Raw genomic sequence first — 20,503 nt, forward strand, 5'->3', positions numbered from 1 at the left:
CCCTAAGGCCACGCGTGACGGCGTTGCCCAAAACGCTAAGCCGGGCAGGGACTCAAAGCAAGGTTGGTGTTGCCCCAGGGTAACCCTGTGCCGTTGGCGGGTCAGTTTTCAGATGTCGAAACGAAGAAATAGACCCACTCTCCCTTGAAATCCGGATTGGCGGACCGCGCCGCCGCGACCTGGTCCCTGAGCCAGTCAAGGTAAGGTTCGGCGGGTTCCACCAAGGGCCTGACACCATCATATAGAGGCTCGGATGCGGCAAACGCGACGGCGATTTCCTGTCCAAAGGGCGGACCGATCTCGATATAGAGGCCGGGTTGTCCGGGTTCCAGAATGGTGTCTGAACCAATCTGCACCGCCGATTTCGCGGCTGTCCGTTCCATAGGTGTGAATTCATTTGGCAAGAGGTGGAGAACGTTGCCGTTGGCGTCGAAATAATCGACATAGACAAAGGCGTCGTAGTCCGCCCCCTGTAAACGCATGACCAGTGGCTGCCCTTCGGAATAGTGGAATTCACGAGCATGTGTGTCTTCGCCCAGAAGAAGGGGGTTGGTGATCTGATCTGTGGATTGGGGCAGACCAACGCTGGCGATGCCTGACAGTGCGCCACATTGTGGACGGGGCAGGATCAGGAGGTTGTCCCGCACCGGAATGTCGCGACCCATCTTGGCCTGCATGGACGACAGAACCGCGCCCCGGAGCGATGGTTCGGGGACATGGCCGGAAACCAGCAGAGCGTTGTTCTCAGGATCGAACTCGACTTGCAGGCGAGAGCAGGGGATCGCGCTGAGAACTCCGCTGATGCCGTCCCGGACGTCTGCAGCGGCACCGCTCAGGTCTCCCGGCTCCATGAAACTCTGAAACGCAGACAGCGACACAGGGTCAACGGCGCTGCCGCCTTCCCCCTGGAAGGCAAACGCCGCTTTGCTCCGTTCTGCAGGCGGGTCCAAAGTCACTGCGGATTCCGGTGCGACGGCTTGTTGCACGACGGGTAAAACCGAGGCGAGCGCTTCCGGCGCGGACGCCGCCTGCATCGTAATTGCAGGGGATACGGAAGCCAAAATCTCGGTTGCGCCAGACACCAGAACCGCAGGCTGTGCCGCGGTCAGAAGTGGTGCAGTTGCGGGCTCTGCCGCCGTCAGCGCCTGCGCCTGAACACGTCCCGTTTCCACTGTTTCTGAAGAAACGCGCAGCGGGTTGGACGTGTCCGAAACTGCCGAAATCGCCGGAAGCGGCGGGCTTTGAGTGGCTAGTGCTTCTACCCTGTCCGCCGCGTCGGAAACCTCGCTCAGAGGTGCTGATTGTGGCGCGGCGGATGTCACGCGCGCTCCGTCAGTCTGCAAAGGTACGCCGGTTTCGCCCACGGGGCGGCGGGGCTCGGCCCGTGAACTGGCGATGCTGCCTTGGCTCAGGGCGGTGCCGCTCGTATTGCCGGAGGCTGCCTGATCGGATTGCGGTTCCGTTTCAGCCGCTTGCGTGCGCTTGACCTGGTAGGCTGCGAGCTCCAGCTCCGTTTCCGGCAGGGGTTGGTCCGGCACCTCATCAGGGATGACGGCGGCAAAGAGCGCGTAGCCACCAACAATGTGGGTCAGAACGGATATCGCCGTGGCAACACCCCAGATTCCAGTCGCCCGGATCATTGCGATGGAGGGGATGTTTCAGGCGTCACGACCAGCACCACATCCTGTGCGCCAAGCGCTTCCATGCGATTGACCAGCGGGAGAACGTGACGCAATTCCGTTTCGCGGTGCGCGTTGATCCTGACCAATGCATTGGCATCCTGCGCAATGAGGGGCTTAACCGTGTCGTCAAGCGCGTTTCGGTCCACCAGAACACCGTCCACGGCTATGTTGCCCCCTTCCGATACAGAAATCGTGATGCCACCGGCAGGCATGTTTGCGCCGGTTGCCGCCGTTGGTGGGGCCACATCGAATGGTGCTGTCGCATCCATGCGCCCAATCAGCATGAAAAACACCAATAGAAAAAACACCACGTCGATCAGGGCAACGATGGTTTCCGGTGGTTGGCGGGTGACAGGCCGCGACAGTTTCATTCCGCGACCTCCAGTCTGACAACCCGAAGATTGGTGACACCAGCCCGCGTCGCGGCATCCATCACCGAAACCAACGCCTGCATGTCAGCGGCCCCGGATGGCAGAACAAGAACGCGCAGATCATCGCCGCTCGCCATCCTTTCAAGAAACAGCGCTTCAAGAGCTGGCAGGTCGAAGCCACGACCCTGCGTTGTTGGCACGCCATCTGCACCAAGTCGTATCATTATGGTCGTGGCAGTGCCGGTGCTGCCGCTGGATCCGTCCGACGTTGAGGCGTCATCCACACGCTCCACCGCAGGAATCATATCGAGATTCAGATAGGTGGAGGTCACCATGAAGAAGACCAACAGGATCAGCATGACATCGATCATCGGCACCAGCGAAATCAACGCGCGCGGCGGCTTGTGCCGTTTGAGGATCGATATTGACGGGTCCTGCATCAGACCGGCCTCATGTGGTTGGCTGACCGGCAATCAGCATCAATTGGGCGACAGCGCCTTCTATCAATTGCGCCCCGCGTTCGGCTCGCGCAGACAGCAGCGTTGCACCGACCGCAGCCGGTATCGCCACCAGCAACCCCGCTGCCGTCGTCAAAAGTGCCTGCCAGATCCCACCGGCAAGAACCGATGCGTTCGCCGCCCCCTGTGCAAGTTCAAGTTCCTGAAATGACTGAATCATTCCGAGCACTGTTCCCAGCAATCCAAGCAGAGGCGAGATCATCGCAATCAACTCGAGCAGGCGGATATGGTTGGTCATGCGCGAGAACTCTTCGTTTCCGCGCCGCACCAGCTCAGTCATGAGGGGCGGGCCTGACTTGCCGTCGTTCAGGGCTTTGATGGCAAATGCAAGAACGCGGTCTGCCGGTGCGGGACCGTTTTCGACCGCCTTGCGGGCCTCTGCGAAGTTGCCGGACTCATAGCTGCTCAATGCTGACTCGCGAGCAGGGGCATTGGCGGTGACGCGCCACAGCTGGATGATCTTGTAGACGATAAGAGCCAGTGAAAAGACCGACAGGATCAGCAGAAGAAGAATGATCGGACCACCCGTGCCGATATCCGACAGTGATGAAGGCATCTCACTTCACCAGCGCTGCGTCGGCTTTGCTTCCGAGTTCGAGGAATTCAAAGCAGTCCGTGTTGTCCTCGTTCTGCGGTTTGCAGACGGGCATGTCGTGCAGAACGATTTCCGAGATGTTTCCACAATCGATATCCGGTATTGCGAACAGCTTCAGCGTGGTCCGCTGAACCGGTAGGGGCGCCGCGTCGATGGACAGCAACCGGTCGATAACACCGTTGGCGTCGAGGATGGCGAGACTCATCTCGAAGCCTTCGAAACTCTTGCCCGTGTCGTTGCGAAACAGGAAATAGGCCTGGCATCCGTTGGCTTCGCCGGGTTCGAATTTGTTGAGCTCCACAGACAATGATCCGGATTGCGCGAAAGCCAAAGGCGGGACCGAACAGAGACATGCGACCGCAAGGCTGGTGGTGATTTTGTTCAAGGTGACCTCCCGAAAACTGCCCTGATAAACTTCAGGTTTTTGATTAATTATAACTTATAAGTATATGTTATTGTTTCTATTAATTCAGAATGAGGGTGCGCATTTGGCGTTGTAAATCTGACCTTTCCCCAATTCTGTGGTTGGTGTGGGTCAAGCAAACGCGAAGAATGGAATTCGGTCAACCCCGGCCGTTTCATGGCGATCTGACGTGATCGGGCCAGTCGTTAGAAAGAGGACATTATGCTGGACTGGAACCGGATTTACGCCAACACTTGGGGTGCGTGGCAGCGTGGATAATTCGTTTGATCGGTCGCGAAGCGGACGTCGCGAATGACGAATCCATATCGCGCAATATTTTGATTCTATTGTTTGAAATCTTGGAGAGACGCATGCTTGAGACTTCGGAGGATCTGTCAGAAATCTCGACAGAACTGCGCGATATTCGAGCGTCTGTCAGGGACACGGTACAGGTTCTTGCAGATGAATTGTTGAAACGGGAGGGCATGAACGATCTGAAGGCCCACTCGATCTGCGCGCAACTTGATCTTGCCGTGCGAAACTTCGAAGCCTTCGCGCATCGTGCCAATAAGATAAGGATGGAGCAGGAAGCGGAAGCCAAGTCGCGTGATGAACTCCTGTATCTGCGACGGTTCTGGGGCAGCTTTTCCGCCCAACTCAGCCTGACACGAGTTGAATTGAACCGGTGGACGCTGATCCGGAACCTTGTTCAGTTGCAGGTCAGGGAGCGCAACAAACGGATTCCGCTGTATCCTGCGACAATTCCTGAAACCCACCGCAGTCAGGTCGCCGCCAGCGATGAGGTGTTTGACTGGTTGCATGGTATTCTGAACCCCGAACGCCAGTCCGAAAGCGCACAAAGTGCGGGCTGTTTCGCGGACATCGCATTGCCGAACAGCGAATTCCATCAGCATCTGCACGCGGCTTATCGCGTTTTGATCGCCATGGATCACTCGGGCCCGAAACGGTTCTTAGACGTCGGATGTGGCGGGGGACTCAAAGTTCTGACCGCGCTTCGTTATTTTGACGAGGTCAGCGGCTTCGATTTTCAGGCGTCCTATGTCTCGGTCGCGGAGGACTTGATGAGGCGCGGGGACGTTGAACGCGCGAACGTGTTTGAGGCGGATGCGCTGCTTTTCGAGGGATACGGCGATTTCGAGGTCGTCTATTTTTATCGTCCGATCCGGGATGAAGAAAAGCTGATCGAAATGGAGAAACGCATCGTCGACATGGCAAAGCCAGGGGCAATTCTGATCGCGCCGTATCTTGGATTTGCCCACCGCTACAAAGGGCTCGAATGTGGGCATGTGGACGGTCATGTCTACGTCGCAAAAACCTCTCAGACTGCGGCGGACAGGTTGCGCAGGCGCGCTGCCAAGACCGGCGTTGCGGTTGTGCGTGATGCGCCGGGGGACATTGAAAACCTCTGGTCACCCTTGCTGTCGGCTGCGAGGAATTCAGGCTACGAAGTCGAGCGGTTTCTTCAACCAGTGTAATGCGGAACCCTGTGTTTGGTGAGTGCTGTTTCGATTGCTGCGGCGTCCGATCCCTTTGACCCGACTTTGCCGTAGCACTTGCATTTCTCCTCGGATTGTCGAAGAAATTTACGCAAGGTCAGATTCTAGTGCTGGATTTTTCACAAAGACTTGATAACCTTGACGTAGTTTTGTTGCCCATTTTCGGGCTGTTTTGATTTTTTTGTATTTAAGGGCTGCCACGTTGTCAGACATGCTCAAATCTCTCGGGGAAGATGCGCCCAGCGGCGAGAACTTGGAGTACGACCCGGACTTCATCGCAATGGAGCTTGCGGGGCAACCCGAAGAAGAGCGGCAGGCCGGAGACCAGATCCTCGAAGCTGGTGAACTCGACTACAAAGACTTGGCCGCAAAGGCGCGCGTGATCCTGGAACGCAGCCACGATATCCGCGCGGCCGTGTATCTTGCTGACTGCGAAGTCCGCCTGAACGGTTTGCCCGGTTTGGCAGAGATGACCTCGTACATCCGTGGCTGCCTCGACGAGTTCTGGGAGACATGTCATCCCCAGTTGGACGAGGATGACGACGACGATCCCATGATGCGCATCAACGCGGTGTCGGGTCTTGGAGCGCGATCGACCGTTGTGCGTGGTCTGCGTACTGCGGCCCCGCTGACCAACAGCCGGGTGCTCGGGCGTGTGACTCTTCGGGATATCGACATTGCCAATGGAGAATTGTCACCGTCGGACGACGAAACCCCGATGTCCACAAGCGAGATCGAGGCGGCTTTTACCGACACCGCAGATGAAGAACTGGAAGCGTATTTCAATGCGGCATCGTCTGCGTTGGAGGATGTAAACGCGATTGACGCGATCTTTATCGAAAAGACCCCGGGTTTTGGTCCTGCGCTGGAAGATCTGCAGAAGGTCTTGGGCACCATGGTGAAGGTTCTTTCCAAACATGTTGCCACGGATGCTCCGGAGGAAACGGTCGAGGACGCGGCGCCCGAGGCGGGCGGGGCGGCCCAGCCGGCGGCGCGCGAAGGCGGCGCGCCCGGTCAGATTGCAACACGTTCGGATGTGACCGCTGCGTTGGATCGCATCATCGATTATTACGCTCGGAACGAGCCTTCCAGCCCGCTGCCTATCCTTCTCAAGCGCGCAAAGCGGCTGGTCGGCGCAGATTTCATGGAAATCATTAAAGATCTCGCGCCATCGGGTGCAGACAATGTGAAACTTATCAGCGGGGTTCAGGAGGAACCGCAAGCTGCCGAACCGGAGGCTAAAGACGACAGTTGGTAAACCGGCACGCTGAACACGGCGACCGGATAAAAAATAAAGAATATCGAACAACAGATGGGGAAATAAAATATGTCCAGTTCTCAGAAGTTCATTGCGCGAAATCGCGCACCCAGGGTGCAGATCGAATACGACGTCGAGTTGTATGGCTCCCAGAAGAAGATCCAGCTTCCCTTTGTGATGGGCGTCATGTCGGACCTTGCCGGCAAGTCTGAGGTCGAACAGCCGGGTATTGCTGATCGAAAGTTCCTTGAAATCGATGTCGACAATTTTGACGACCGCATGAAGGCGATGAAGCCCCGTGTCGCGTTCACGGTCCCGAACACCCTGACAGGAGAAGGCAACCTTTCTGTCGATGTGACCTTCGAAAGCATGGACGATTTTTCACCGGCTGCGATCGCCAAGCAGGTAGAACCTCTGCGCAAGCTGATGGCAGCCCGCAACGAGCTTTCGAACCTCATGACCTACATGGACGGCAAGCCCGGCGCGGAAGAGCTTATTTCGAAAACGATGAACGATCCGGCGCTTCTGAAGTCGCTGGCAGCGCAGGCTGCTCCGACCGATGGGGATGATGCGGCGAAAGACGAGGGATAAGTCATGGCTGAACAAGCAACAGAAGCACAGGTCGAGGCTGGCGCAACCGAAGCCTCTGAATCCGATTTCGCGAGCCTTCTTCAGAAAGAATTCAAGCCGCGCACGGATTCTGCCAAATCAGCTGTTGAAACGGCGGTGAAGACACTTGCCGAGCAGGCTCTGGCAAATGCGAGCCTGATCTCCGAAGATGTTCTGCTGTCGCTTGAGGCGATGATTGCAGAGATCGATCGGAAGCTGTCCGAACAGATCAACCAGATCATCCATCACGAGGAATATCAGCAGTTGGAAAGCGCCTGGCGCGGACTGCACTTCCTCGTGAACAACACCGAAACCGACGAGATGCTCAAGATCCGCGTTCTGAACATCTCGAAAAAGGATCTGCACAAGACGGTGCGCAAGTTCAAAGGCACGGCCTGGGACCAGTCACCGATCTTCAAGAAGCTCTACGGCGAGGAATACGACCAGATCGGGGGCGAGCCCTATGGTTGTCTGGTCGGGGATTACTACTTCGACCACACCCCGCCCGATGTGGAACTGCTGGGCGAAATGGCCAAGATCGGTGCTGCCGCGCACGCCCCGTTCCTTGCTGCAGCGGCACCCTCGCTGATGAACTTCGAAAGCTGGAGCGAATTGGCAAACCCGCGCGATCTGACCAAAATCTTCCAGACGCCCGAATACGCCGGCTGGCGGAGCCTCCGCGACAGCGAGGACAGCAAGTATATCGGTCTGGCGATGCCGAAATTCCTCGGACGTCAGCCGTACGGCGCCAAGTCGAACCCGGTCGAGGAATTCGCGTTCGAAGAAGACACCGGCGATGGCGATTCAAGCAAGTTTGCCTGGGTGAACGCGGCTTACGGTATGGCGTTCAACATCAACCGGTCCTTTAAGGAATACGGCTGGTGCAGCCGGATCCGGGGCGTTGAATCGGGCGGTACGATCGAGAACCTGCCAACGCACACCTTCCCGACGGACGACGGTGGCGTTGATATGAAGTGCCCGACCGAAGTGACGATCGGTGACCGGCGCGAAGCTGAACTTGCCAAGGCGGGCCTGATGCCGCTGCTGCACCGGAAAAACACCGACCAGGCCTCGTTCATCGGTGCGCAATCGCTGCACAAACCAGCCGTCTACGAGGATCCGGATGCGACAGCAAACGCCAATCTTGGCGCACGCCTGCCGTATCTCTTCGCCACCTGCCGGTTTGCCCACTACCTCAAGTGTATGGTTCGGGACAAAATCGGATCGTTCAAAGAGCGTTCGGACATGGAGCGCTGGCTGAACGACTGGATCATCCAATATGTCGATGGCTCGCCGGAAACGTCCAGTGAACGGACCAAGGCCGAAAAGCCGCTGGCTGCGGCAGAGGTCAAGGTTCAGGCGGATCCGGAGAACCCCGGTTACTACAAATCCCAATTCTTCCTGCGGCCGCATTACCAGCTTGAAGGTCTGTCTGTATCGCTACGGCTGGTTTCGAAACTGCCTTCTGAGAAGCAATAATTCTAATGGCCGCAGCGGGTGATCGCTGCGGCCAAAAACTTCATACAATCGCGGGTTTTCCGCACATCTTAAGAAAGGAGATACACAATGGCCGTTGATATGTTTTTGATCATCAAGGGTGCGCCAGGCGAAACGAAGGACGACAAATACAAAGGCGAAAGTGGGATCGATCTCTTGGCTTGGTCTTGGGGTATCAGTAACTCCGGAACATTCCATGTCGGCGGTGGCGGTGGTTCCGGCAAAGCGAATTATCAGGACATCAGCTGCACGAAGTGGGTGGACAGTTCATCACCAGACCTCATGCTGAAATGTGCGAATGGAGACCATTTCCCCGAAGCCAAACTGATCGTGCGTAAGGCCGGCAAAAAGCCCTTGGAATACATCAAGATGGAGATGAAGAACGTTCTGGTGACGTCCATTTCCACCGGCGGTTCCGGAGGCGAAGACCGTTTGACGGAGAATGTCACTCTGAACTTCGAAAAGGTCAAATGGACCTATGTGAAGCAGAAAGAAGATGGTTCTGGCGACCCAGACAAAGACTTCAAGTGGGATATCGGCGCAAACGTAGAGATGTGATCGCGACAGCGTCTCAAAGTATTCGAACTCTTTGCCGACATCACTTAATGGAGGCTCGCCTGTGCAAAATTCAGCGACCGAACTACTTAAGGCCGGTGACCTGACCGGCGCATTGGCGAGCCTACAGGACAGCGTTCGGGCAAATCCGGACGATGCGAAACTGCGGATTTTCCTTTTCCAGTTGCTGTGTGTGATGGGCGACTGGAAACGCGCCGTGGCGCAGTTGAAACTGTCGGCTCAGCTTGATGCATCGGCTCTGCCGATGGCGCAGACCTATCGCGAGGCGATTATCTGCGAGGTTTTTCGTGAAAAGGTGTTTGCAGGGGACAAGGACCCGCTGATCTTTGGCGAACCGCAGGACTGGGTTGCGCTTCTTGCGCAGGGGCTCAAAGCCTTGGCGCAGGGCAAACCCGACCGCGCAGCGGAACTCCGCGACGAGGCGTTCGAAAAAGCGCCAACCACGGCGGGTACGTTGGACGAAACAGATTTTGAATGGATCGCAGATGCGGATATGAGGCTGGGGCCAGTCCTCGAAATTATCATTAATGGCAAATACTTCTGGATGCCTTTTAATGTGCTTTCGAGTCTCAGAATCGAACCGCCGGCGGACCTGCGTGACACGGTCTGGACAGGGGCGAACCTGACCCTGAAGAATGGTGGCGAGTTGGTTGGGTTGATCCCGACGCGGTATCCGGGAACAGCCGAACGCGGCAGCGACGCGATGAAACTTTCCCGCGTCACGGAATGGGAAGACCTTGGCAGTGACACGTATGCCGGCCTGGGCCAGCGTCTGCTGACAACGGATAAAACCGAGGTGTCTCTCATGGACACGCGCAACTTCCAGTTTGCCCCGGTGTCGGCTGATACCGAAGGCGAGGTCGGGGTTGATGGCTGACCGCACACTGACAGACCGGCTTCAGCCGTCCATTCTTGACCGCCTCACCGATGAAAACCCTGAAAAGACATCGGAAAATCCGTCTGATCGCGTGATCGACATTCGCAAGCTGCGTGAGATCATTCAGCGGGACTTGGCCTGGCTTTTGAACACCGGCAACCTCGACACCGAATTGGACGCGGAACGATATCCCAACGTTGTGCGGTCCGTGGTCAACTATGGCGTGCCGGATTCCACCGGGGATTTCGCGAACAAGCAGCGGGCTGTTGCGGTCAGAGACGCCATCCGTCGCGCGGTCGAGTTGTTCGAGCCGCGTCTGATCGATGGAACACTGAGCGTGATCGGTCGGACGGAAGACGAAAAGCGCGAGTCGCTGATTGTCTTCGATATCGTGGCGGACATGTGGGCCGAACCCGTTCCGAGTGAGCTGTATCTGCGCAGCCAGTTTGACACCACCACCGGGCATGTCTCGCTCGAGTACGGAGGGTAACCAGACATGGATACCCGGCTGCTCAGACATTACGAAACCGAACTCGCGTTTCTGCGCGAGATGGGGGCGGAGTTCGCCAAGAGCTATCCCAAGATCGCCTCGCGTCTCGGGATGGACGGGCTGGAGATTCTCGACCCCTACGTTGAGCGCCTGCTCGAGGGCACTGCATTTCTGACGGCACGGGTCCAGCTTGAGCTGGAACTGCAATACCCGGCGTTCACGAACCATCTGCTGGACGTCGTTTTTCCGCACTTCCTTGCGCCGACGCCGTCAATGATGATTGCCGAGTTGACGCCCGACATGGAGAACGCCGACGTTGCCAGCGGGTATACGCTTCCTCGTCAAACCGTCCTGCGATCTAAACAGGTGCCGGGGGCACAGAAGCCCTGTCAATTCCGCACCGCGCATGACCTTGAGCTTTGGCCGGTCGTGGTCAGCGAAGCGGAATACATCGATGGCCGCGGCGCTTTGGTGGCAGCGGGTGTTGCTGCCGATCCAAAGGCGCGGGCTGCAATCCGACTTCGTCTCAAACGCCATGGCGGGCTGCCGATCAAGGAATTGCCGTTCAACAGACTGACGTTCTTTCTTGGCGGGCAGGTCAGTTCGTGCTGGACGATCTTCGAGATGCTCTGCGCCCGGCCATCGACTGTGGTGGCGCGGTCCGTTGACCGTCGAGATGACTGGACTGCGCCATTGGCGACGCCGGTCCGGTCGCGCGGGTTGGAACCGGAAGAAGCGCTTTTGCCGACTCCACGCCCGTCGTTCGATGGCTACCGGTTGCTGCAGGAATTCTTCGCCATGCCCGAGCGGAACCTCTTCATCGAGGTTGCGGGATTGTCCGCGCCGCTACAGCGCGCGACCGGGGACAGCATGGATATCTACATGCTGTTGCGCGACAACAAATCCGAGATCGCGCCGAATGTGACCCCCGAAGCCTTCAAGCTGCATTGTGTGCCGGCGATCAACCTCTTTCCAAAACGATGCGACAGGGTTCCCATCAGCCATCGCACGACCGAGCATCATGTGGTTGCAGACCGCACCGCGCCCAAGGACTTTGAGATTTTTTCGATCACCAAGGTCACGGGCATCCGGAAGGAAGGAAAGGACGATCTTCCGCTCAAGGCGTTCTACTCATCCGATGAACTGACCGCCGCCGGAGGGGGAGGGTCCGCGTATTACACCCACACCCGCCATCTGCGTCAGCGCAGCGAAAGCGAAGCCCTTCGAGGTGTCCGAACGAACTACCTTGGCTCGGAAAGCTACCTGTCCGTCGTCGACGCGAACGAAGCTCCGTATCCCGGCGACATGGGCCAACTGGCGGTCGAAGCGATGGTCACCAATCGGGATTTGCCGATGCTGCTGCCGTCGGGTGTCGACAATGTCTTTCACTTGCCCGAAGGCGGCCCGGTTTCAACAATCAGGACCCTGATCGGTCCGACGAAGCCCCGCACCTGTATCGCGCAGGGCGACGCAGCGTGGCGCGCGGTCAGCCATCTGAGCCTGAATTACCTGTCGATTTCAGACGAAACGGAATCGCCCGGAGGTGGAGCAGCGGCTCTGCGTGAACTGGTCGGGCTTTACACACCCATCGGAGACAGCGCGATGGAGCGCCAGCTGGAAGGCATCGTTTCCGTAAAGACCCGGCCAATCGTCCGTCGGATTCATGATGGCGTGCTGTCGACTGCGGTCCGGGGACTCGAGATCACAATGGAATTTGACGAGAGCCTGTTTGAGGGAAGTTCCATCTACACAATGGGGTCGGTGCTCGAGCGGTTCTTCCGCAAGTATTCGACAATAAACAGTTTCACGGAAACAGTCATAAAGACTCAGCAAAGGGGAGAGATTGCGCGATGGTCACCAAAGATGGGGACGAACCGCGTGATCTGACTCATTTCGAGAGACTGGTCCGCGACCCCCAATCCCACCACATTTTCTTTGCGATGCGTGTTCTCGAAGCGCATTTCGCCGACCAGCCTCGACTTGGAACCGCGCGCCGACCGAGACAGGAAAAGGTCAGGTTCGGACAGGAACCTGAGCTGGCCTTCCCGAAGTCCACGATCCACGCGTTCGATCCGCAGACGGCGGATCAACCGGCAAGACTTCGAAACCTGTTCTTCGGACTGTTTGGCCCGCATGGTCCGCTTCCGCTGCACCTGACGGAATACGCGCGCGGGCGAAAAACCAATCACAAGGACACGACGTTCGTCGCGTTCGCGGACATGTTGACCCATCGCCCGATGGAACTGCTCTACCGCGCTTGGGTGCGGGGCCAGCCCGCCCCGGCCTTTGACCGCGGCGAGAACACCGAGACGGAAAAGAAAATCGGCGCGCTGGGTGGGTTTTTCGGAGATCACTTGCGGGACCGGGATGCGATGCCCGATCTCGCAAAACGCCATTTTGCTGGCGTTCTTTCGGCGGCTCCCAAGAACGCCGAGGGACTGGTCGCGGTCATCGGCGGGTTCTTCGATGCTCCGGTGTCTCTTGAGGAATTCGTTGGCGCGTGGCTCACGCTGGAGCCGGATGACCGTTGGCAACTGGGCGGTCTTGGAGGTCTCGGCACTACGGCCTGTATCGGAGAACGGGTCTGGTCCCATTCCTCAAAGTTCCGGCTGCGGATTGGTCCGCTGACACTTGAGGAATACAAGCGCTTTCTTCCGGGAACACCTGCGCTGAGGCGGCTGCGCGCCATCGTGCGCAACTATGTGGGCGATCAGCTCGATTGGGATGTGAACCTCGTGGTGCGTGGAGAGGACGTACCACAGGCCCAACTCGGATCTACGACCCAGCTGGGTCTGACAAGCTGGATCGGATCGGAAGATCACCCCGCAGAAGTTGCGGATTTGTTCATGACACCTTTGACGGACGTACCATTGCAAGATGCCCTTGCGGCCTAGAAGAAACCTGTTCGCGGTTAAGCGAAGGAGATTGAAATGACAGAGATTAGCCGTGTCGCCCTGTTTGGGAAACTCAACAAAGTTGGATACCAGGCGGTGGAAGGGGCCACCGTATTCTGCAAGATGCGCGGCAATCCCTATGTGGAGATTGTCCATTGGCTCGCGCAGCTCGTCCAACTGGACAACTCGGACATCCAGCGGATTTTCCAGCATTACGACATCGACCCGGCCAGGCTGTCAGCCGACATGACCCGTGCTCTGGATGCGCTGCCTCGTGGCGCGAGTTCGATTTCGGACCTCAGTTCGCATCTGCAGGACGCAATGGAACGCGCCTGGGTCTACGGATCACTTTTGTTCAACTCTAATCAGGTGCGCACGGGACACCTCATTCTTGGCATGCTCAAGACGCCGGAATTGCGGTCGATCCTGATGAACATCTCCAGGGAGTTCTCGAAGATCGGTGCGGATGATCTGTCCGAAAACTTTGCCAAGGTGGTCGATGGGTCGGTGGAAGACAGCCTCCGTCCGCAGGACGGATCGCAAACCGGCGGGGGTGCCGTCCCGGGCGAGGCGTCGGGCGCTATGGCACCCGGAGCCATGGGCAAGGAAGAAGCGCTGTCTCAGTATTGCACGGACCTGACCGAACAGGCACGCAACGGCGAAATCGACCCGATCGTCGGTCGCGACGAGGAAATCCGCCAGATCGTCGACGTGCTTATGAGGCGGCGCCAGAACAACCCGATCCTGACCGGTGAGGCCGGGGTCGGGAAAACGGCTGTGGTCGAGGGTTTTGCATTGCGGATCGCCCGCGGGGATGTCCCACCGGCGCTGCGTGACGCGCGGCTGCTTGCTCTGGACGTCGGTTTGCTGCAGGCCGGGGCGTCGATGAAAGGCGAGTTCGAGAACCGCCTGCGACAGGTCATCGACGAGGTGCAGGCATCGACAGTGCCGATTGTCATGTTCGTCGATGAGACACACACGCTGGTTGGGGCAGGGGGTGCCGCAGGGACCGGCGATGCCGCCAACCTGTTGAAGCCCGCCCTCGCGCGCGGCACGCTGCGTACGATTGGGGCCACGACCTGGGCGGAATACAAAAAGCACATCGAGAAAGACCCGGCGCTGACCCGTCGTTTCCAGGTGGTTCAGGTCGAAGAGCCCAGCATTCCCAAAGCCATCATGATGATGCGGGGCATCGCCACGATGCTCGAAAACCATCACAAGGTTCAGGTTCTGGACGAAGGCATCGAGGCGGCGGTGTCGCTGTCCGCGCGCTATATCCCGGCGCGTCAACTGCCGGACAAATCGGTCAGTGTGCTCGACACGGCATGTGCCCGCGTCGCCGTCAGCCAGCACGCGGTTCCTGCAGAAGTGGATGACAGCCGCAAGCGCATCGACGCGCTGACCACGGAACTGGAAATCATCGGCCGCGACGAGACCGCCGGGATGGATGTCACGGATCGGCGCGAAACGATTACGGCGCTCAAGGAAGAAGAAGAAGCCCGGCTTGCCGAACTGGACAAGCGCTGGGAGGCTGAAAAGTCCGTGGTGGCCGAAATCCTGGATCTGCGGGCCAAGCTGCGCGAAGGTGGCGCCCCGGTGGACAGCCCTGATGCGGGCGGAGAGGAAGCCGCAGAAAAAAGCCCGATGACGGCGGAAGAACGGGCCGAGTTGCTGAGCCAGTTGAAGGCCAAGAACGCCGAGCTGACGGAGCTTCAAGGCGAAAAACCACTGATCCTTCCAATCGTCGATGCACAGGCGGTCGCCAGCGTTGTCGGAGACTGGACGGGTATCCCTGTGGGCCGGATGGTCAAAGACGAACTGACAACGGTGCTGGAACTGAAGGATCACCTTGCAAAACGCGTGATCGGTCAGGATCACGCGATGGAGATGATCGCCAAGCGGATCCAGACAAGCCGCGCGGGTCTCGACAACCCGAACAAGCCCATCGGGGTGTTCCTGCTCGCGGGCACCAGCGGTGTCGGCAAGACCGAAACCGCGCTTGCGCTGGCAGAGGTGCTTTATGGCGGCGAACAGAACGTCATCACCATCAATATGTCTGAATACCAGGAAGCCCATACCGTCAGCAGTCTCAAGGGTGCGCCTCCGGGTTATGTCGGGTACGGCGAAGGCGGCGTTCTGACAGAGGCGGTGCGGCGCAAGCCCTATTCGGTTGTTCTTCTCGACGAGGTGGAAAAGGCGCACCCGGACGTTCACGAAGTCTTCTTTCAGGTCTTCGATAAGGGCGTCATGGAAGACGGCGAAGGCCGGTTGATCGATTTCAAGAACACACTGATCCTGCTGACCTCTAACGCGGGATCGGATCTGATCATGGACATGTGTTCGGACCCCGATCTGCTGCCAGAACCTGAGGGTATCGCGAAGGCGCTGCGTGATCCGTTGCTCAAGATCTTCCCGGCGGCGCTTCTGGGGCGCTTGGTGACGATCCCATACTATCCGCTGAACCCGGACATGATCGGCAAGATCACCCGTCTGCAACTCAACCGTATCAAGAAGCGCGTCACCGAAGCTCATGGCGTACCGTTCGAGTATTCGGATGGCGTTGTCGATACGATCGTCGAGCGCTGTCAGGAACTCGAGTCCGGTGGCAGGATGATCGACGCGATTGTGACCAACACCATGCTTCCGGACATCTCGGCCGAATTCCTCAAGCGGATGATGGAAGGGCAGAGTGTCAGCAAGGTTGCGATCGATGTGAAGGATGGCGAGTTCACCTATGCGTTCGACTGAAGCGTGTGTCGCCAGGGTCCGGGCCCATGCTTTGAACGGGGCATTGGTCAGCTCGGCCTTTGTGCAGTAGGGTCGTAGTACCGTGAAGGAGCGGCTGGCATGTTGAAAAATCTCGATCCCACAGCGTTTCCGCTGCGTCTCGAGGGCGAAAGCAAATCGAAAAAGCTTTTGCCCATCGCAGCGCGTGTGAGCGAACAACTGAGTTGCGTTCCTACAATCGAGGTCCAATTCTTCTGCGAGAATGAAAAGCTGGCGCTTAAAGAGATCGTGGGGAAAACCATGCATCTCCTTGCCGAAAGTGAAGACAAATCCAGCCAGCGCTGGTTCCGCGGGACCTGCGTATCCGCCGAGTTCGTCTCGACTCTGGATGTCGGAGCGCAGTTCAAAGCCGAGATCCGGCCTTGGTTGTGGTTCCTCACACGGCGGACCGATCTGCGGATTTACCAGAACCTGACCGTGGTGGAAATCATTCAGTCCGTGCTGGAGGAGTACGGGTTCTCAGGCGACCTTCAGAACAAGTTGTCTCATACTTACGAAGCACGGGAATACTGCGTTCAGTACCGGGAGACGGACTTCGATTTTCTGCATCGTTTGATGGAAGAAGAGGGCATCTACTATTACTTCGACCATGAGCCGGATACCGAGAAGATGGTTCTCATGGACGACTACGGCAAACACGTCGCGGTTCCAGAGCCGTCATCGCTTGAGTTTCGTGAGTATGCGATGCGGTCGACGCATGAAACTGTTCAACCATATGTGTTCGAGTGGAGCGATCTGGAGAAAGTGCGAAGCGGCAAGGTCGTTCTTGACGATTATAACTTCGAGACCTCCACTGCGGTGCTCAAATCGGAGAGTGTGAAAACTGACCGGGATCACATCAAGGAAGCCAATGAAAGGTATGATTATCCGGGCCACTTCCGCTCGGGCGACCTTGGTGAGCATCGTGCCCGCGTTCGGATGGAGGCGGAAGCGGTTGCACACTTGACGATATCGGGTGTTTCGGACGCTGTGAATCTCGCGGTTGGGCGTACATTCTCGGTCTCGAAACTGCCCTTGGCCAATGATGCGAAAGAGGTCATGCTCGCGGAATGTGTGCATACCTTCGTTCAGATCGAAGCTTTCGTTGCGGACATCTTCAAGGGGATCAAAGAGCCTGAGACTCTGATCGACCTGCCGATCAAGACAGACGAGCCCCATATGGTCAGCTTTCGGGTTGTGGAGGCGGATAAACAGTACCGGGCACCGTTGGTTACCCCATGGCCAAAAGTCGGCGGAATACACACTGCGATCGTCACAGGGCCGTCCGGCGAAGAAATCCACACCGACGAGTATGGACGGATCAAGGTCCAGTTCCACTGGGATCGGGACGGCAACAAAGACGACAAGACCACGTGTTGGGTGCGGACGATGATGCCGTGGACCGGCAAGAACTGGGGCGCTATCGCGATCCCGCGCATCGGCCAGGAAGTGGTTATCGATTTCGAAGAGGGCGACCCGGACAGACCGATGTGTATCGGTATGCTCTACAATGACAGAACGATGCCGCCCTATGCACTGCCGGACAACAAGACCCAGTCAGGCGTCAAGACGAACAGCAGCAAAGGCGGCGGCGGCTTCAACGAATTGATGTTCGAGGACAAGAAGGGCGAAGAACTGGTCCGCTTTCAGGCCGAAAAGGACTACGAACAGATCGTCAAGAACAACGCGACCATAACGGTTGGGCTTGAGAAACAAGATCCGGGTGACCTGACCCAAACCGTGCACAACGATGTCACTGAGACAATCAACGAAGGGACATATACCGAGACGGTCAAGAAGGGTGACCATATCACCAATATCAACAGGGGCGATCACAACACGACCCTGAAAATGGGGAACATGGACGTCTCGGTAAAATCCGGGAAAATCACGGTCAGCGCCGCCCAGTCGATTGAATTCAAATGCGGTGGTTCGACGATCAAGATGGATCCGATGTCGATCACGATGACAAGCCCGACAATCACTGTGGACGCCAAAATGAAGGCTGATGTCACCAGTCCGAAAACCACGGTAAACGGCAGCATGATGCTCACGCTTACCGGCGGTCTCGTGATGATCAACTGAGGGGGCATCATGACCGGCCGATTTGAAAACCTGACCAAGATCCCTCCGGAGCCCGCCGCAAAACTGTTGGCCCAGAGCAATGTCACGCTCGACGCCAAGATCACCGCGCCGGCCAGCGCCTCGGTCGAAGTTGTCCTGAGCGAGCTTGATCAGCAGTCTGCAAATGTCGATCTGCTCAAGCTGCTGGCGATTTCGCTTCCGCCCCGGGAAAGGGTCTGGTGGGCGTGTCTGGCGGCACGCGACATTGTCGGGCCGGGGGTCGAGAATGAAACACCGTCGCTCAAGGCGTCCGAAGACTGGGTGTTCCGCCCAACCGAAGAGAACCGAAACGCCGCGATTGACAGCCTCGACCGGGCCGCCAGAGGCGACCGGACGATCCATTGCGCCATGGCGGTGATGTATTGTGACGGGACACTCGGTACCGGAGACATGGCGAAACTGCCTGCACCGCCGGGCGCGGCGGCAATCGCCGCCTTCGCCATGAATATCGAGGCAATCACGTCACGCACTGAAGATATGTACGCGTATTTTCAACAGGTTATTGACCGCGCCGTTGATATCGGGCGGGGTGGGAACGGTAAGCCAAAGGACCAGGAGAAACGTGCGTAACTTCCAGGAAGGCCGCAGGCCAATGAATTTGACAGGCAGCCATCTGTGTCGTCGAACACTCCGCAGCAACGGATTGGCAGGTGGGTGTTTCTTGGCTGATGACACCTTTGCTGGCCATACGTCCGGGGCTTCACGGGTTTACGGATGGTCTCGGCTTCCGATGAATGTTCTGTGCTTTGGGGAGGCTGACCGCCAGTGATGACGGTGACGTTGAAGTTCCAATCTTCGGGGATGGTGCCGGGAGACGGGCGCCCGGTTCAGATGCGAGGCGGCAGTCTGACTGTCGGTCGCGGGCCGGGCAACGATCTTGTCCTGCCCGATCCGGAGCGGATGCTCTCCAAAAGCCACTTCGTGATTGAAGATCACAACGGCAAGGTTGTGATCGTGGATTTTTCCACCAACGGAACGTTTCTGAACTATTCCAAGGTCCCGCTTGGCCGCACGCCGACACCGCTCAACAATGGCGATGTTCTGTCCGCAGGCGGGTACGAGCTGGTTGTGGAAATCGGTCGTGAATTGCCGGATCTCGACGATCTTGTTGCGCCAGCGCCAACACAGACCGGACTGTCGCATGGGAATGCTGACACCGCTCCCGATCCGCTTGCCATGCTCGACGATCCGGGGGCCGAGGGTGATTTTCTTGACGATCTGCTCGGTGCCGAAGGTGGACCGACGGGCCCCAAGAACATCAGCGCGACCGATCCGATTGATGATCTCCTGCCACCTCTGGGAGAGGACGAGGATCCCTTCTTTCAGAAGCCCAAAGACGGGCGCGAGGGCGAGGGGGCATCGCTGCCTATGCACAACCCATCCGTTACGGACAGTTTCACGCCTTCTTCCAAAAGCAGTCCGGGTCTTATTCCCGATGACTGGGACGATTTCCTTGCGCCGACAGATGATAGCATCCCCGAAAAGGAACCCGCGCCGGAACCCGAACCCGTCGCAACGGAACCAGAGCCTCTGTTTGACGCGGAACCGGACCCTGAAACGAATATCGAACCTGTCGATCCTGAAGCGGACGCAGGCGATACGATTATGCCGGATGCTCCGCCTCCGGTCGAAGATGACGTGACAGAGGTGCCTCCGGTTAAGCCGGCTGCAGCGGCCCCGGAACCACAGCCGAAGCCCGAGCCGGCAGTGCCGACAGGTTCCGGAGGCGACCAGTGTGCCGCCCGCGCATTCATCGCGGCACTGGATACCGAGGATCTCGTCATCGATGATGCCGAGCTTGAAAAGACCATGACCCGCATGGGCCGGATGATGCGGATGATGATTGTCGGCTTGCGCGAAATCCTGATGACCCGCACGTCGATCAAGTCCGAATTCCGCATCGATCAGACCATGATCGCGTCGGGTGGTAACAACCCGCTCAAGTTCTCACTCAGCGAGGATGACGCCGTTACGGCTCTCGTGAAGCCCAAGGCAAAAGGCTACCTGAGCTCTGAAAGCGCCACTGAACAGGCGCTGGATGACATCAAGGCGCACGAGATCGCCATGGTCACCGGCATGGAAGCCGCGATCAAAGGGGTGCTCGCCAAGCTTGATCCCGAAGTCCTTGCAGGTCAAATTGAGACATCCAGCGCTATTGGAAGTATGTTTAAAGGTAAGAAAGCCCGGTATTGGGAAGTATACGAAAAGATGTACGCCCAGATTTCCGATCAGGCGGAAAATGATTTTCACGAACTGTTCAGCCGCGAGTTCGCCCGCGCGTACAAGGAACAGCTCGACAAGTTAAAATAAGCGTGTTCATGCGCGC

At 57.8% G+C, this 20,503-nt stretch carries 19 protein-coding genes; 13 read left to right on the forward strand and 6 right to left on the reverse strand.

Annotation, left to right across the window (positions count from 1 at the left end; genetic code table 11):
- Positions 1-101: 101 nt before the first annotated feature.
- From MGEO_RS05055 to MGEO_RS05075, 5 genes are read right to left on the reverse strand one after another with little or no spacing between them, the layout of a single operon-like run.
- Positions 102-1,640 carry a DUF4384 domain-containing protein gene (locus MGEO_RS05055; RefSeq protein WP_085635634.1) on the reverse strand — a complete coding sequence of 513 codons (1,539 nt, stop codon included), beginning with the start codon at positions 1,638-1,640 and terminating at the stop codon, positions 102-104.
- Positions 1,637-2,053, reverse strand: coding sequence for an ExbD/TolR family protein (locus MGEO_RS05060; protein WP_085635635.1), 417 nt, complete (start codon positions 2,051-2,053; stop codon positions 1,637-1,639). The genes MGEO_RS05055 and MGEO_RS05060 overlap by 4 nt, the downstream gene beginning before the upstream one ends.
- Positions 2,050-2,493, reverse strand: coding sequence for an ExbD/TolR family protein (locus MGEO_RS05065; protein WP_085635636.1), 444 nt, complete (start codon positions 2,491-2,493; stop codon positions 2,050-2,052). Before MGEO_RS05065 ends, MGEO_RS05060 begins: the two co-directional genes overlap by 4 nt.
- A gap of 10 nt (positions 2,494-2,503) precedes the next feature.
- Positions 2,504-3,127: a MotA/TolQ/ExbB proton channel family protein gene (locus tag MGEO_RS05070; RefSeq protein WP_085635637.1), complete on the reverse strand. Its 624-nt coding sequence runs from the start codon at positions 3,125-3,127 to the stop codon at positions 2,504-2,506.
- A gap of 1 nt (position 3,128) precedes the next feature.
- On the reverse strand, positions 3,129-3,551 hold the full coding sequence (locus MGEO_RS05075) for a hypothetical protein (protein ID WP_408607486.1): 423 nt from the start codon (positions 3,549-3,551) through the stop codon (positions 3,129-3,131).
- Positions 3,552-3,940: 389 nt separating this feature from the next.
- Between MGEO_RS05075 and MGEO_RS05080 the strand changes: the two genes are divergently transcribed.
- Positions 3,941-5,065, forward strand: a complete 1,125-nt coding sequence (locus MGEO_RS05080) for a methyltransferase domain-containing protein (RefSeq protein ID WP_143746233.1) — start codon at positions 3,941-3,943, stop codon at positions 5,063-5,065.
- 108 nt (positions 5,066-5,173) lie between these two features.
- Here MGEO_RS05080 and MGEO_RS21835 read toward each other — a convergent pair whose 3' ends face one another.
- Positions 5,174-5,299 (reverse strand): hypothetical protein, encoded by a 126-nt coding sequence (locus tag MGEO_RS21835; RefSeq protein WP_269845876.1) that lies wholly within the window; start codon positions 5,297-5,299, stop codon positions 5,174-5,176.
- Here MGEO_RS21835 and tssA point away from each other — a divergent pair.
- From tssA to tagH, 12 genes are all read left to right on the forward strand, one after another.
- Positions 5,298-6,344 carry a type VI secretion system protein TssA gene (gene tssA / locus MGEO_RS05085; RefSeq protein ID WP_085635639.1) on the forward strand — a complete coding sequence of 349 codons (1,047 nt, stop codon included), beginning with the start codon at positions 5,298-5,300 and terminating at the stop codon, positions 6,342-6,344. The two genes, MGEO_RS21835 and tssA, sit on opposite strands and share 2 nt — an antisense overlap.
- A gap of 69 nt (positions 6,345-6,413) precedes the next feature.
- Entirely contained in the window at positions 6,414-6,935 is a 522-nt protein-coding gene (tssB, locus tag MGEO_RS05090) for a type VI secretion system contractile sheath small subunit (protein ID WP_085635640.1), read from the forward strand.
- A 3-nt stretch (positions 6,936-6,938) separates the two neighbouring features.
- A complete protein-coding gene (gene tssC, locus MGEO_RS05095) occupies positions 6,939-8,432 on the forward strand; it encodes a type VI secretion system contractile sheath large subunit (RefSeq protein ID WP_085635641.1) in 1,494 nt (497 codons plus the stop codon).
- 87 nt (positions 8,433-8,519) lie between these two features.
- Complete coding sequence (locus MGEO_RS05100; RefSeq protein WP_085635642.1) at positions 8,520-9,008, forward strand: Hcp family type VI secretion system effector; 489 nt, start codon at positions 8,520-8,522, stop codon at positions 9,006-9,008.
- Positions 9,009-9,069: 61 nt separating this feature from the next.
- Entirely contained in the window at positions 9,070-9,903 is an 834-nt protein-coding gene (locus tag MGEO_RS05105) for a type VI secretion system accessory protein TagJ (RefSeq protein ID WP_085635643.1), read from the forward strand.
- Positions 9,896-10,393 carry a type VI secretion system baseplate subunit TssE gene (tssE, locus tag MGEO_RS05110; protein ID WP_085635644.1) on the forward strand — a complete coding sequence of 166 codons (498 nt, stop codon included), beginning with the start codon at positions 9,896-9,898 and terminating at the stop codon, positions 10,391-10,393. Before MGEO_RS05105 ends, tssE begins: the two co-directional genes overlap by 8 nt.
- A 6-nt stretch (positions 10,394-10,399) precedes the next feature.
- Positions 10,400-12,280 carry a type VI secretion system baseplate subunit TssF gene (tssF, locus tag MGEO_RS05115; RefSeq protein WP_085635645.1) on the forward strand — a complete coding sequence of 627 codons (1,881 nt, stop codon included), beginning with the start codon at positions 10,400-10,402 and terminating at the stop codon, positions 12,278-12,280.
- Positions 12,244-13,287, forward strand: coding sequence for a type VI secretion system baseplate subunit TssG (gene tssG / locus MGEO_RS05120; protein ID WP_085635646.1), 1,044 nt, complete (start codon positions 12,244-12,246; stop codon positions 13,285-13,287). The genes tssF and tssG overlap by 37 nt, the downstream gene beginning before the upstream one ends.
- A gap of 36 nt (positions 13,288-13,323) precedes the next feature.
- The gene (gene tssH / locus MGEO_RS05125; protein ID WP_085635647.1) at positions 13,324-16,035 is read left to right on the forward strand and encodes a type VI secretion system ATPase TssH; all 2,712 of its coding nucleotides are present in this window, start codon (positions 13,324-13,326) and stop codon (positions 16,033-16,035) included.
- 99 nt (positions 16,036-16,134) lie between these two features.
- Entirely contained in the window at positions 16,135-18,138 is a 2,004-nt protein-coding gene (locus MGEO_RS05130) for a type VI secretion system Vgr family protein (protein ID WP_085635648.1), read from the forward strand.
- A gap of 9 nt (positions 18,139-18,147) precedes the next feature.
- Positions 18,148-18,747, forward strand: a complete 600-nt coding sequence (locus MGEO_RS05135; RefSeq protein WP_085635649.1) for a DUF6931 family protein — start codon at positions 18,148-18,150, stop codon at positions 18,745-18,747.
- A gap of 198 nt (positions 18,748-18,945) precedes the next feature.
- Positions 18,946-20,487 (forward strand): type VI secretion system-associated FHA domain protein TagH, encoded by a 1,542-nt coding sequence (tagH, locus tag MGEO_RS05140; RefSeq protein WP_085635650.1) that lies wholly within the window; start codon positions 18,946-18,948, stop codon positions 20,485-20,487.
- Positions 20,488-20,503: the final 16 nt, after the last annotated feature.

Origin of the sequence: Marivita geojedonensis, from assembly GCF_002115805.1 — a bacterium.
Lineage (GTDB): Bacteria > Pseudomonadota > Alphaproteobacteria > Rhodobacterales > Rhodobacteraceae > Marivita > Marivita geojedonensis.